This window comes from Pseudovibrio ascidiaceicola (assembly GCF_900114245.1).
Taxonomy (GTDB): Bacteria; Pseudomonadota; Alphaproteobacteria; order Rhizobiales; family Stappiaceae; genus Pseudovibrio; species Pseudovibrio ascidiaceicola.
Genome location: NZ_FOSK01000021.1, coordinates 15407 through 28546 on the forward strand (window position 1 = coordinate 15407; position 13140 = coordinate 28546).

The following is a 13140-nucleotide window of genomic DNA, read 5'->3' on the forward strand; positions in this document are numbered from 1 at the left end:
TGACTGCTAGTTCTCCCGAGCCGTTTTCAGTGTATGCCAAAGAGGCTGAATACGGCGACGGATAGTACTCATATCAGGCACCTCTCCGGCTGGAGAGACCCCAATAAGCCAGTCCAGCATCGCGCTGGCGAGCTCATTCAGGGTATTTGGGAGGCCTTGCGCAAACATATGGACATAAAGCTGTACCCGCATCCCTTCCCGGTCATACTTCAGTTCACGTCCACCCCGATTGCCATACCTGCCATCACGCTGACCAAGAACAAGCTTTTCTTCAAAACGATAAAGATCAGTCGCTGAAATCCAAAGCTCATCGGCTGTACCGCTAGGCTACCTTGGGCACGTAACATAAAGCTGTTCGGCACCTTTCTTGCGCAAAGGGATCATGCAGTGCACAAAGCAGGCACCCCCGCGGTTCCCAGTATTTTGAACAAATCCGATCCGCACAACTCCACCCTTCCACACACTTTTTGTGCCCCGCACACAACCATTGGCGCGCTGGTGACGAGACGAAATCGCCCCACGTCCGCCCAGCCTGCAATGGTGGCAACAGGAACGCCCCAACGCGCCTCAGCTTCAAAAACTGTGAAATACTCCTTTGATGGCAGAATCATTGGTTTCCCTCCTGTGGCATCCAGCTTCTATTGGGCCCCATCAAAGAACACATCACCGCATATAGTTCGCATTCAGCCTGCCGTATAGGTCAGGCTATTTCCAGAAAAACTTAAGACCTTTACCGACTAACAACAGGCCAACTTCTCTAATTAGTAAATCCAGCAGAGTTGATTTGACCAGGGCATCGATATTTTGAAACACTGAAAGTTTTTGCTGTAACTCGATCTCCAAAACTGGCCATTGATACCTATGAGATATTTCAGACTCTCAAGTACTTGCAGGAGCAGCTGCATCCCTTGGTTTGAGGCCACCGATACATCAGGGAGGGTGCCGGGGAGCACCTTCAGGAAGCGGTTCGATTGTCCTCAATAGGCGTTGCCTTAATGTTTGAGCACCTATGAACGCCCATACGCCCATTTGCCCTCCATGCTGAGCTTCTCCGCAAACTGTTTGAGCCCGAGCGGTTCTGCTTTGGAGGAGCACATGGAAGACAACATCCCTACCCCGGAACTCGAACCTCAACAGACACGACTCAGGGCCATCTTCGATGGTTGGATGACACGGGCTGAGCTTGCCAAGGAACTCGACGTTTGTGTCAACACGCTGAGCCGCAGGCAGACCATGCGTATTAGTCTACCATGTGCGCGCACTCGACGGCGGATGTTTTATCGCTGGGAAGCTGTATTCGACTAGCTCAAGCAAAAGGAAATCCGTGAGAACAGGATTACCCATAAGCGTGCAAGCCATCACCTGGGCCTACGGGCGGGGTGACATCACCGATCCAATCGAGAAGTTTGTGCTCATCACCACCGCCAACTTTGCAGATGAGTATGGCCTGTGCTAGCCCTTGCAAGCCAATCTGCCGGAGGCCTGCTCCTGCTCGGAGCGCAAGTTGCGTAATTGCCTAACTCATCTGGAAGCGCTGGGTCTCATCACCTGCGATCAGAGACGGCGTGCCAATGACTCTCGCAGGTCCTATGTTTTCGTCTTTACTGGTTTTGCCAGACACAAGGCCATCTCCGATCAAAATGACCGTCCCGCCCTAGAAAACTTACCAGCGATCAAACCAAGAACAATCAACCGGCACATGGTTCCCCCTTGAGCCGTCATTTAGAACCATCAAAAGAACTTTTCCCTTCCCCCCAAAACACGGCCTGTAAGCAACGTCAGGCAAAAGCCTCAAGCGCAGGCGATCCTTCAATCCAACGAGAAATCCCATGAGCAATCTGTTCGATCCTATGAACTCTCAAAACGCAAAAATTCCATTTCCCGTGTTTGGCAGCAAGCCTGGGATGAGACTCTTGCAGCAACTGATGGCATCTCGGCCAGAGCGATGGCAAGCGCAGCGGGCAGCTCAGGAGATTGAGGAACTAGAGCAGCTCCTGAGCACACTCACGCGGGCCAGTACACCTGAAGAATCAAAACCCGTGAGCATAGCTGTTGGTCAACTTCTCAACACCACCTGCAAAAGCGGCTTTCACTAGAGGCCATCACACAACTGATTGAGGATTAGATTCAGGATCTGGGCGGCTATCCACCTGTGTGATCTTTGCGGTCTGCCAAAGATGGCGGCGCAGCAGCAAGACTATCGCACGCGCCTGGCCAACTAATCACTCTGGCTGAACCCATCATGGCAACCTGCAGCTTCCATACCCGCGTGCTGAACAGCGTTTTGGAACCACAAGTGATGCCTCAGTCCAATAGCTAGGAGATACTTGTTTGACCCTGAACACCACTTAGATAGTCAATCGATTGGAACTTGCCGCCAGCACCTAGCGGCGACTTCTCAACCCACCAAGATCAACACCACGACGGGACTGCAACACCTGGCCGCAGGTTATCCATGACATTCATAAAGCCTTCGGCTACAGCAAAACCCCAATCCGGGCAGTGCCCAGCCCCAAAGACAATCAGTTCATGGAAGAAGCCATTGATTGGCTACGATACGTCCCCACGCCTAATGACCGGAAAATCCTTTGGATGCAGGCAGAAGGCTTCCGCTGGCGCCCTATCTGCATTCAGGTCGGGCTCACCCGTTCTACCGCCCATTACCGAGCTGTGGCGGCTGATTTGACCATCCAGCGCGCTATAAACGGGCGTATTTAAGGCGACATGCACCCCTACCCTCAACATTCATGACCGGCTAATGCCATGGGTTTGTGGAGGAGTTCAGTATCCTCGCAATGACACCTTGCGCCATTCATCGCATGCTCCTCTTGAGGCATCACAACCTCTTTCAAGTAGCGGTAATCATAACCGTTAATCCGCGGTCAATTTGTGTCTAGAGTTAACTCCCTTGACGCAAACTCTCGCTTATGGGCGGGAGGGCGGTGAATACAAGACCCTCTTGCAGAGGGAATAAACCCGCCTAGCTCTGCCAGATTGTGAACCTCCTGCCCACTAGTGGGTGGTCACAAGCCTACTGCTGAGGAGCTCATTTAACACCCAGTAGAGAGGACTTTACGATGACTGAAACTGGTATGGCTCTCGGGCCTTTTTGCATTCAATGAAGTACTTTTGCCTCACTCATAGACCGGGAGGGGTTTGGCCTCCTTTGCCTCAGATGAGGTTTCTGGGGCACCACCCTGCCAAAAGACATACCCCGCACGAGGCGAGGTTATAATCCATGCACTGACACCCAGCTGACTAAAACCAGACCATGCTCCTGCAGCGTTGTTACTGCATTGAGGAGCTAGTTGGTGATCATTTCCACCATCAGTGTCATGCTACCTGCGTTGACCCGTGCCTTGTCCACGACTTTGTCATCAAGTGCATAGGCAGTCGGCTCACAGGCTTCAGAGGGCTTGTGTTGGCTAAATCCTGCTTTAGATAGGTCGTGCGCTGCAATCTTGATTGTGCTGGTTCTCATAGAATTTCCTCCATTCAGCGAGCAACCTGCGCACCTTTACGACCGCAACCCGGCACCACTGGCGGTGTCAGGCTTCTTGCGGGCTGTAGGGCTTAGCTTTCCAATTCAGCTGCCAGCTTGTCTCTGGCAGGGCTCAGCATGTCTAGATAGGCACCGCCGCGGTGTAAGATGATCTTGCCAGCCCACAGCTCCTTCGCGTTCTTGTCGCCGAAGACCTCGAGCATATCCTCGTTGGTGTAGCGCAGAATTTCCGCCCTCCATTGGAGGTGTTCTATGTAGATGTAACTCACGTGCATGGTACTTGCCCGTCTTGATGCTTGTGCCTCTTACACATGGCTTACCCACGCCTGTCCGGGTGCTACACAATGCCATACCCGCCCGCACAATCGAGGGCTTACAAATGTCAATTCGTTGGTTTAGTGGGTGTGTCGGCGCCTGCGAAGTGTGGCTAGCGCGTACTTTAAAACAAGCGGTGCTTACGTACTCATGTCGTCTTTTTCTGGCTAGAGTCATCTCACATCCGCGTTGGGCTTGGTTCAACTGCGTTGTACAGCACTCCTCAACAAATGGCCCGTACTTCTGGCGCGATAGAATCGGGCCCTCTCAGGCAGTTTATCACTTTGCTCGGCGGTGCCATGGTCTCCTCCTCCAGTCGCAGTCAAGCAGCGCGATATCCTCCTCATAATCCCATACCATGCATCCGTAACCCCGACTTTTGGGTCCCTCCGGGCCGCAATCATATGTGGTGGGGCCTTGCGCACCAAATCGCTAGTTACCGAGGAAAATTTGGAATTTGCAATTCGCAATTCTGATCTATGGGAGCGCACCTCGTAAATCCAATCTCTTGTTATTGCTTCACTACCATGGTGCGAGTGCCCTTCGCCAGCAGACCACCAAACACGCAACTTGCAAAATGGCAACACAGTTGTGGGGTCTTGTTAACCAACCATCCGGAAGCCTGGCCTGAATCATTCTTATGATCTACATCGCATAATTGGCACATGCTTTCACGTAGAACGAAAGTGGCATCTGCGGCATCTTCAAGGAGAGCATCTCGCACTTTAAAATCACTATATTCCATATTTGAAGCTCACAACATTGGAGTGGATTGCTAAGAATATATGACGTACGCAAACCTCAAAATGAGATGCTGCTTGTCGCTCCCCCAGTGGAGAGGTGCAGATCTCTATACTACCGCAGCTGTTCATGCGCTACTTTGCTTGTCATGTCCTCTAAATGTGCAGGCTTATCACCCTTGGAGAGCCTATCGGATCAAGACTGTGACAAGCTATGTCAGACTTAGATCTTTCATGACTTTTTTAGCTGCTTGTTTGACGCTGTCTTCTGCTTGTTTGAGGAGTTGTATACGGTCAAAGATCTGTGCGTCCTCATTCAGAGCTTTCCGAAGCGATTGCCCAAAGGCCATGCGAACTTCGGTACCAATATTGAACTTGCAGATCTTTGTTTCTTTTGCCAGTTTCTGCCTGACTTTTGCAGGAATTCCAGAGCCTCCGTGTAGCACGAGCGGAATGTTGGTGACGTTTTCGATGGCGCGGACCAGCTCAAAATCTATCACAGCAGCTTTTTCTTGTTGCAGGTGCACATTACCGACAGAGATTGCGAGCGCGTCGGCATTACTTTCCTTCGCAAACTGCGCGGCTTCTTCTGGTTTCGTACCTGAGGACACAGCACCCTCAGCGTAGCCAACAAAGCCGACTTCTCCTTCCAGAGAGACACCATGTGGCCTAGCGTTTGCAGCAATGGACTGCATCAGGCGGATGTTTTCCTCAAGAGGAAGCTTGGAGCCATCAAACATAACGGAAGTAAAGCCAAGGTCTATTGCTTTCAAGCAATCCTCTACTTCATACCCGTGGTCAAGGTGAGCAACCACTGGAACAGAGGCTGTCTCAGCTAGAACTCTAAACATTGGCGCCAGCACTTCCAATGGAGTGTGGGCGCGACATCCAGGACCTGCCTGCAGAATGACCGGGCGGCCGATCTCTTCGGCAGCCTCCACAAATGCACGTGCATCTTCCCAACCTAAGACAACAAAGCCAGCAACTGCTGTCTCATTGTTCATGGCTGGCACTAATACGTCTTTTAGGTTTGCAATAGGCATTACGGTATCACTACTTAAACTTGGCGATCATATCTTTGATGCCTGGGATCGTTTCGACCTGATATGCGTGTGTTGGCTGAAAATGCTGCACCAGTGAGCGTTGGCTAAGGCCACCGAGAATTGTGAAGTAATACATTTCATAGCCCGGTGCAGCGACACAGGGGTGGTAGCCCCTGTCAATAACGAGAGTTGATCCATCTACGATATGATAGGCTTCTCCGACTTTCCCATCTTCTTTCTGAAGCAACTGCATTCCAAACCCATGTCCGGGCCGGAAGCGGAAGTTGTAGGTTTCGTCATGCCGTGTTTCATGGGGTAAATTGTCAGTGTCATGCTTGTGAGAAGGAAAACCTGACCACCCTCCCTGCCCCACAGTAAACAACTCGGAGACCAAGAGACGGCCAACCTTGTCGTGATATTTAGTTCCAAGTATATGTTTGATTTTGCGATGTGTTTTCGTGTCATCTGAGCCGTACTGAACAACATCCAGTTCGGATGATCTTACAGCAAATGGCATCAGAACACCGTCATACCGCGCTCCGGCGATGAACACTTCGGCCGCATCACTCACACAAGTCATTGTTGTTTTTGCTCCGGTCGGGATATAGGCCCCTTCAGGCTCGCCATTCCAGACATCTGCCCCGCGACCACCTATGCCGTCCCAGCTCAGCCCTTCGCATTCAACGTTTACCGAGCCGGTTGCAGGTACGATGCAGGTTTCATAACCGGGGACCTGATAGTGGAACGCTTCCCCTTTTTTCAGTTTTACGATGTTGAAGTAGTTCAACGGGACGCGGGCATCATTAACGTCTACGATGGGTTTATTCTGATTATTATATGGAGGGATATGCATGCTTAGTCCTTCGTCGAACTCAATGTTTCTTCCATGGAAATGCTGTGTTGCTTCAAAAACCTGACCAGTTCTTTTTCATCGGGCATTGCTGTTGCACAGCCAACCTTAGACACCACAATTGCTGCACAGGCAGACCCACGAACAACGCTTTGCTGCAAAGTTTTCCCATTTGAAAGTGAGGATAGGAAGCCACCTAGAAATGCATCTCCAGCACCGGTCGGCTTCATTGCAGAAACAGTGAATATGCCGGTCTGAAATGATTCATTTGCAGTGTAAGTGGTCGAGCCTTTTGAGCCCATTTTGTAAATACAGATACAGTCAGATCTGTTTGCAAGTTCGTGGGCAAACATTGGGCCATTAGCCATGTTCCCAGCCATAAAGCCGAACTCCTCATCATTACCTACGATGACATCACAGAGTGAGCTCATGCGTTTATATGTATCTGTCGCTTCCTGTGCAGATGCCCAACTGTAGGGGCGGTAATCAATATCAAAAATCGAAACCAGCCCCTCAGTTTTTGCTTTCTCCAAGGCGTAGAAAGTCGCTGTGCGAGATGGCTCGGAGGCCAGCAAAGTTCCCGTGGTGACAACTGCATCAAACTGAGAGAAATCAACAGCGTCGACATTGGCTTCACTCATCATAAAATCAGCAGCACCATTTCGGTAAATGGTCGTCTGATGGTCGAGTAAACGTGCTTCCGAGAGTGCAAGGCTGTTTCTGTACTCTCCGCCAATTGGGGTGACGTATTTGTGGCCTATTCCATACCGCTCCAATTGATTGACGCAGTAACGTCCGATTGCATCGTCAGAGACCCTCGTTAACAACGAGACGTGGCACGCTTGCTGGCGCAGAGCGACAGCAATATTGGCGGCTGATCCCCCCAGATGCACTGACATGGTTTGTGCATCTTCAATTGATGTACCAGCAGGTTCCGGCGTGAGGTCCATGCCTGCACGCCCAACAACCAGATACCTTTTTCCCTGCAGTTTTTCCAAAAGCCTGCTCATTACACCCCCACACGTTGGTACACACGACCAGCTTCCCATTCTTCACGTGCGGTGCGTACATTCTGACTGTTAGAAACCTCGGGCAATCCAACTTCCCACCATGCATGACCTTCCTGCGTCCATCCTTCATAAGGATCCACCTGAATAGAAATGATCGTGGTTCGGTCTGCTGCCTTTGCACGTTTGAACGCTTCACGCAGCTCTGCAATCGTCTCTACGGCTTCGGCCAGTGCACCCTGAGCTTTTGCGTGCGCAGCAAAATCCACGGCAACAGGGTTTGTAATTGTTGGTGAATCTTTGATCAGGTTGTTGAAAGACGTGTTGCCGGTGTTGTTCTGCAGTTTGTTGATCACGGCGAAGCCACCATTGTCACAAACCATGACAATGAGCTTCTTTTCGGTCAGGACAGAGGAATAAATATCTGAGTTCATGAGAAGGTAGGAGCCGTCACCAGCAAACACGATGGTATCCTGATCAGGCTCTTTCTCGGCTTGAGCGATACGCGCGCCCCAGCCGCCAGCAATCTCGTAGCCCATGCATGAGAAGCCGAATTCGACATCAACCGAGCCGATGGCTTTGGTTTGCCAGTTGGCGGTGACTTCGGCAGGTAGGCCACCTGCAGCTGCAACAACCCTGTCATTGGTGTCGCACAGATCGTTTACGGCACCGATAACCTGCGCATAGCTGTTGGGTCCATTTGCGGGGTCAACATTGTGCTTCACATAGGAGCGCCACTCTGCTTTCTCCTGTTGCGCAAATGCAGTCCATGTCTTTGGGGCCTTGTACTGCTTTAAGGATGCAATAAACGCAGACAAACCTAATTTTGCATCACCCACGACAGGGAGCGAACGGTGTTTGCTTGCATCATGACGAGCAGCATTAAGGGAAATAAACCGAGCATCTTTCCTGAAAGCGGTCCATGACCCGGTGGTAAAGTCCTGCAAACGTGTTCCAACAGCGATAACCACGTCAGCATCAGCAGCAATTGCATTTGCTGAGTTTGAGCCTGTTACGCCGATTGGTCCGCAATTCAGCTCGTGATCTGACAGCAGGTTTGCACGGCCTGCTATTGTTTCTGTAACCGGAATTTGTGCCTGCTCAGCAAACGCAAGCAACTCCTGCGCTGCGTCAGAATATTGCACGCCGCCTCCCGCTATGATCACAGGCTTTTCGGCCGATTTAATTAATGCAATCGCGTCATCAAGCTCGCTCGTATCAGGTGCTTGGCGGCGGATGCGGTGAACTTTTTTCTCAAAGAAAGCAACAGGGTAGTCATAGGCCCAACCTTGCACATCCTGCGGCAGGCCCAAGAACGCTGGACCGCAATCTGCCGGGTCAAGCATGGTCGCTATCGCAGCTGGCAACGACTGAATGATCTGCGCTGGATGTGTAATACGGTCCCAGTAACGTGAGACTGCGCGGAAGGCATCATTCACTGATGCAGTCGGATTACCATAATGCTCAACCTGTTGCAGCACCGGGTCCGGCAATCTTGAGATAAACGCATCGCCACATAACAGTAGCATTGGAAGCCTGTTTGTGTGTGCTAACGCAGCTGATGTGACAAGGTTCGTTGTGCCTGGTCCAGCTGAAGCCGTGCAGAACATGAATCTCTTACGTAAATGATATTTGGCATAGGCTGCAGCAGCAAAGCCCATGCCCTGTTCATTCTGACCTCGATAAAGCGGAAGTGTATCGCGATGCTCATATAGTGCCTCGCCCAAGCATGACACATTGCCGTGACCAAAAATTCCGAACCCACCTCCGCAGAGCAGCACTTCGTCACCGTCAATACTTATGTACTGGTTTGCAAGATACCGGATGATCGCCTGCGCCATAGTCAAACGGATTGTGCCAGTGGTGATTTCACTTTTTGTGGTCATGGTGTCCCTATTTCCTTCCGCCTGCAATTGTCGCCTTGTTCCGCCACAATTCGCGGTCCCATCAACTCGTCTATTGACGCCGTGGTATTTTTGAAGGATACCTATTTTGCAACCGGTTGCAACAAATCTTTTCTGGTAGATGTATTTTGACCCAACTGGAACTGCGCTGATGAGAGGTAACTACAAGTGAGAGATCTATGAGATTGCGCTGAACTATCCGCATTTTTCTCGCGATCAGATCTTAGGATTGCTCGGAGGGGTTACACCTACCTGTCCGCAGTAAGAGGGGCAAAAATAGCGTTTATATTGAGTGTAGAATGATTTTTTGGCCGTTCATATGTGAACACGTCGTTTGCGTGACTTCATGTTCTCCAGAGGTTCGGGCTTGAAGAAAGGCTGCAGGTTTTCAGATGAGAGGGCCTTACGTTCGATATAGTTTCAGTCTGGTCAATGATGTAGCAAATCACATTGAAACCGCTTTCAATTTTCCACACCCCTCCTCCGGCTTGAACATAAGTCCGCCACAGCAGCACGATGACACCAGTAGATTAGCAACATCGCTCTAAGCACAACAAAGGGATGAAACGTGGGAATTAGAATTGGTAATGCGCCCTGCTCATGGGGGGTAGAGTTCGCAGATGATGCACGTAATCCGAGCTGGGAAAACGTTCTCGATCAATGTGCCGCCGCGGGCTACAAGGGCATCGAACTAGGGCCGATTGGTTATATGCCAGAGGACCCGGCAGTGCTGAAGGATGCGCTTGTGAAGCGGGATCTGGAACTGGTTGGGGGTGTCGTTTTCCGGCCATTTCACGATCCGAAAGCATGGGAGGATGTCTGGGATGGCGCGAAGCGGACCTGCGAAGCCCTGAAGGCTCATGGTGCCGAGCATCTTGTGTTGATTGACTCGATTTCCCCACGGAGGGCGCCAACTGCCGGACGTGCGAGTGAAGCCGAGCAAATGGATCTGCAGGAGTGGACTGCATTCAAAGAGCGTATCATGACAGTTGCGCGTATGGGGGCCGAAGAATACGGCCTTACAGTCGGCATCCACGCGCATGCCGCAGGCTTTATGGACTTCGAGAGTGAGTTAGAGCGCCTCCTGGCTGAAACCGATCCCGAGTTACTAAAAATCTGTTTAGATACTGGCCACTCTACATATGCTGGCTTTGATCCGGTTGCATTCATGGACCGCCATATGGACCGCATTTCTTACATGCACTTCAAAGATACATCGGCATCAGTAAAGGCAGAGGTTATAACCAACAGGATTGGTTTTTACGACGCATGCGCTCAAGGGATTTTCTGTAACCTTGGTGAGGGCGAAGTGAATTTCCCAGCAGTGCTTGAAAAACTGCGTCAGGCAGGCTTTGAAGGTTGGTGTACGGTTGAGCAAGACTGCGACCCACAAGGTGACACATCTCCGATTGATGATGCTAAACACAATCGTAACTACCTGGAATCCATTGGCTTTCACTGAGGAAACATCATGACTAAATTAAACTGGGGTCTGATTGGAGGCGGCGAAGGAAGCCAGATTGGTCCTGCGCACCGTCTAGGTGCATCCGTTGACGGATTGTTTCAGCTGGCTGCAGGCGCTCTGGATGCAGATGCCGAAAAAGGGCGTGTATACGCACGGTCACTGGGTATCGCAGAAGACCGGGCTTACGGTGATTGGCAGGAAATGTTAGCTGCTGAGAAAACGCGCAGTGACAAAGTTGATCTTGTGACCATTGCAACACCAAACGCAACGCACTTTGAGATCACCAAGTCCTTCCTCGAGGGTGGCTTTCATGTGCTGTGCGAAAAGCCCATGACCATGACTATCGAAGAAGGCGAAGAGATCGTAAAGATCAGTCGCCGGACTGGCAAAAAGTGTGCAGTAAACTTTGGCTATTCAGGATTTTCTTTGGTTCGCCAGATGAGAGAAATGATTGCCGCAGGTGAACTGGGTGAAGTCCGCCTTGTAAAAGCAGAGTTCGCGCATGGTTTCCACGCCGACGCAGCTGATGCCGATAATCCACGCGTTCGCTGGCGCTACGACCCTGCTGCTGCTGGCGTTTCTGCTGTACTAGCTGATGCTGGCATCCATGCACTACATATGGCCTGCTTTGTCACCGGACAGGAAGTATCGACTGTCTCAGCTGACTTTGCATCGACCATTGCTAGCCGTGACTTGGAAGATGATGCAATGATCAACTTCCGAATGGATGGCGGTGCAGTTGGGCGTCTCTGGACATCAGCAGTTGCCGTTGGACGTATGCATGGCTTGAGCCTGCAGGTGTTTGGTGAAAAAGGTGGATTGTCCTGGCAACAGGAACATCCGAACCAATTGCATTACACGCCACTAAATGGGCGCACCCAGATCATCGAGCGCGGCGCTGCTGACCTATACAATGCAGCCCAAAAAGCATCACGCGTCACGATTGGCCACTCAGAAGGCATGCCCCTGGCCTTTGCTAACATCTATTGCGACCTTGCAGAGATGATCCATGCGGACAAAGCTGCTGGATCTTCTGACGGAGCAGCATTCCTATTCCCAAGTTCTGAAGATGGCTTGCGGTCTATGGCAAGTGTTTATGCGGCAGTAAAATCAGCGCACGCATCTGGTGCATGGCAAGACGCTGTCCCTGCTCTACTGAAGTAACACTTTAAAAAAGGGGCCGTATAACTTACTGGCCCCTTTTTTGTAGGGGCCCCTGGTATTTGCCAGCAACTAAGTGACCTTTTGTAAAAGAGTTCCGCGCTCAACCACACGGCATGGAAACATCCGTGTTTCAGGGATCCGGTCTGGATCATCCAGACAGTCAACAAGCAACTCAACAGAGGATGAGATGATTTCCTGAACGGGCTGATGAATGGTTGTCAGGTTGATATTTGCCCAACCTGCCATTTCCATGTTGTTGAAGCCAATAAAGCCTATTTCCTCAGGCACTTTGAGACCAGCGGTCTGCGCAGCACTCAAAGCCCCAATAGTAAGCACGTCATCGCCGCAGAAATATGCCTCGGCGTGATCTTGTATCAGGATGCTCTGCATCGCCTTTCTGCCAGCGCCATAAGAGTAATCCTCCGCGAAATTGACGGAAAATTTTATATTTGGATACTCAGAGAGAACCCGCTTAAAGCCAATGAGGCGATCCTGGGTAGATGTCGCATTTTCAGGCCCACCCAGAAACCCAATATGCTTAAAGCCTTTAGATACCAAGAGCTGTGCAGCCAGCTCGCCCGCATAACGGTTATCAATACCTACGGTGTGTACAGTAGGTGTCGCGCTGCATCGCCCAAAGGAATGCACAACCGGAATTTTGGCATGCCGGAATGATTCAGCAAAATCAGGGGGTAGAGTGGAAGAAGCTACAATCACCCCATCAACGCTATATTGCAGAAGCATATCGAGTGACTTGGCCGGATCGACTTCACCTGAAAGGTTCACGAGAAGAGGTCGGAGCCCTTTTTCCTGCAAAGATTGAGTAAACAGATCAAAGACCTGCAGAAAAACCGGGTTATGGAAATTGTTGGAGACCAGGCCAATCAGCTTTGTCCGCCGCGTTGTTAAGCTGGAGGCTAGGACATTAGGCCGGTAGCCCAATTCGTGCGCTGCTTTTTCGACTTTTCGGCGAGTTTTTGCGGAAACACTTGCACCTTCCGTAAAGGAGCGTGACACAGCGGAAGCAGAGACTCCTGCACGCAATGCAACATCTTTTAGCGTAACAGCCATCCTCTGCCTTTTCGTTTTTGCGCATCTAGAACTTATAAATCAACCCGCCCATCAATGATGGCCCAAGTAAAAAAACACA

General features: G+C 50.9%; 13 protein-coding genes and 1 pseudogene. 5 read left to right on the forward strand and 9 right to left on the reverse strand.

Annotation, left to right across the window (positions count from 1 at the left end):
- Nucleotides 1-6 precede the first annotated feature (6 nt).
- Together BM231_RS26900 and BM231_RS25455 are read right to left on the reverse strand one after the other, a co-directional pair.
- Entirely contained in the window at nucleotides 7-192 is a 186-nt protein-coding gene (locus tag BM231_RS26900; protein ID WP_139226405.1) for a hypothetical protein, read from the reverse strand.
- 188 nt (nucleotides 193-380) lie between these two features.
- Nucleotides 381-611 (reverse strand): hypothetical protein, encoded by a 231-nt coding sequence (locus BM231_RS25455; RefSeq protein WP_093524049.1) that lies wholly within the window; start codon nucleotides 609-611, stop codon nucleotides 381-383.
- A gap of 388 nt (nucleotides 612-999) precedes the next feature.
- Between BM231_RS25455 and BM231_RS25460 the strand changes: the two genes are divergently transcribed.
- The 3 genes and pseudogenes from BM231_RS25460 to BM231_RS26905 form a co-directional block, all read left to right on the forward strand.
- The gene (locus BM231_RS25460) at nucleotides 1000-1305 is read left to right on the forward strand and encodes a hypothetical protein (RefSeq protein ID WP_139226406.1); all 306 of its coding nucleotides are present in this window, start codon (nucleotides 1000-1002) and stop codon (nucleotides 1303-1305) included.
- Between the two features lie 19 nt (nucleotides 1306-1324).
- Nucleotides 1325-1456 (forward strand): hypothetical protein, encoded by a 132-nt coding sequence (locus BM231_RS27490; RefSeq protein ID WP_280142376.1) that lies wholly within the window; start codon nucleotides 1325-1327, stop codon nucleotides 1454-1456.
- A 962-nt stretch (nucleotides 1457-2418) separates the two neighbouring features.
- Nucleotides 2419-2718, forward strand: a pseudogene (locus BM231_RS26905) (DUF6362 family protein); the annotation flags it as partial.
- 586 nt (nucleotides 2719-3304) lie between these two features.
- Here the strand turns inward: BM231_RS26905 and BM231_RS27010 are convergent.
- From BM231_RS27010 to iolD, 6 genes are all read right to left on the reverse strand, one after another.
- Nucleotides 3305-3481: a hypothetical protein gene (locus tag BM231_RS27010; RefSeq protein WP_159437998.1), complete on the reverse strand. Its 177-nt coding sequence runs from the start codon at nucleotides 3479-3481 to the stop codon at nucleotides 3305-3307.
- Between the two features lie 92 nt (nucleotides 3482-3573).
- Nucleotides 3574-3777 carry a hypothetical protein gene (locus BM231_RS25470; RefSeq protein ID WP_093524055.1) on the reverse strand — a complete coding sequence of 68 codons (204 nt, stop codon included), beginning with the start codon at nucleotides 3775-3777 and terminating at the stop codon, nucleotides 3574-3576.
- A gap of 992 nt (nucleotides 3778-4769) precedes the next feature.
- Nucleotides 4770-5600, reverse strand: a complete 831-nt coding sequence (locus tag BM231_RS25480; protein WP_093524059.1) for a class II fructose-bisphosphate aldolase — start codon at nucleotides 5598-5600, stop codon at nucleotides 4770-4772.
- Nucleotides 5601-5610: 10 nt separating this feature from the next.
- Entirely contained in the window at nucleotides 5611-6453 is an 843-nt protein-coding gene (locus BM231_RS25485; protein WP_093524061.1) for a 5-deoxy-glucuronate isomerase, read from the reverse strand.
- A gap of 2 nt (nucleotides 6454-6455) precedes the next feature.
- Nucleotides 6456-7460, reverse strand: a complete 1005-nt coding sequence (iolC, locus tag BM231_RS25490) for a 5-dehydro-2-deoxygluconokinase (RefSeq protein WP_093524063.1) — start codon at nucleotides 7458-7460, stop codon at nucleotides 6456-6458.
- Nucleotides 7460-9343 carry a 3D-(3,5/4)-trihydroxycyclohexane-1,2-dione acylhydrolase (decyclizing) gene (gene iolD, locus BM231_RS25495; RefSeq protein WP_244527215.1) on the reverse strand — a complete coding sequence of 628 codons (1884 nt, stop codon included), beginning with the start codon at nucleotides 9341-9343 and terminating at the stop codon, nucleotides 7460-7462. The genes iolC and iolD overlap by 1 nt, the downstream gene beginning before the upstream one ends.
- Nucleotides 9344-9929: 586 nt before the next feature.
- On the opposite strand from iolD, the gene BM231_RS25500 reads away from it, so the two are divergent.
- Nucleotides 9930-10823 carry a sugar phosphate isomerase/epimerase family protein gene (locus BM231_RS25500; protein WP_093524065.1) on the forward strand — a complete coding sequence of 298 codons (894 nt, stop codon included), beginning with the start codon at nucleotides 9930-9932 and terminating at the stop codon, nucleotides 10821-10823.
- 9 nt (nucleotides 10824-10832) lie between these two features.
- The gene (locus BM231_RS25505; RefSeq protein WP_093524067.1) at nucleotides 10833-11990 is read left to right on the forward strand and encodes a Gfo/Idh/MocA family protein; all 1158 of its coding nucleotides are present in this window, start codon (nucleotides 10833-10835) and stop codon (nucleotides 11988-11990) included.
- 69 nt (nucleotides 11991-12059) lie between these two features.
- Here BM231_RS25505 and BM231_RS25510 read toward each other — a convergent pair whose 3' ends face one another.
- The gene (locus BM231_RS25510) at nucleotides 12060-13061 is read right to left on the reverse strand and encodes a LacI family DNA-binding transcriptional regulator (protein WP_093524069.1); all 1002 of its coding nucleotides are present in this window, start codon (nucleotides 13059-13061) and stop codon (nucleotides 12060-12062) included.
- Nucleotides 13062-13140 lie beyond the last annotated feature (79 nt).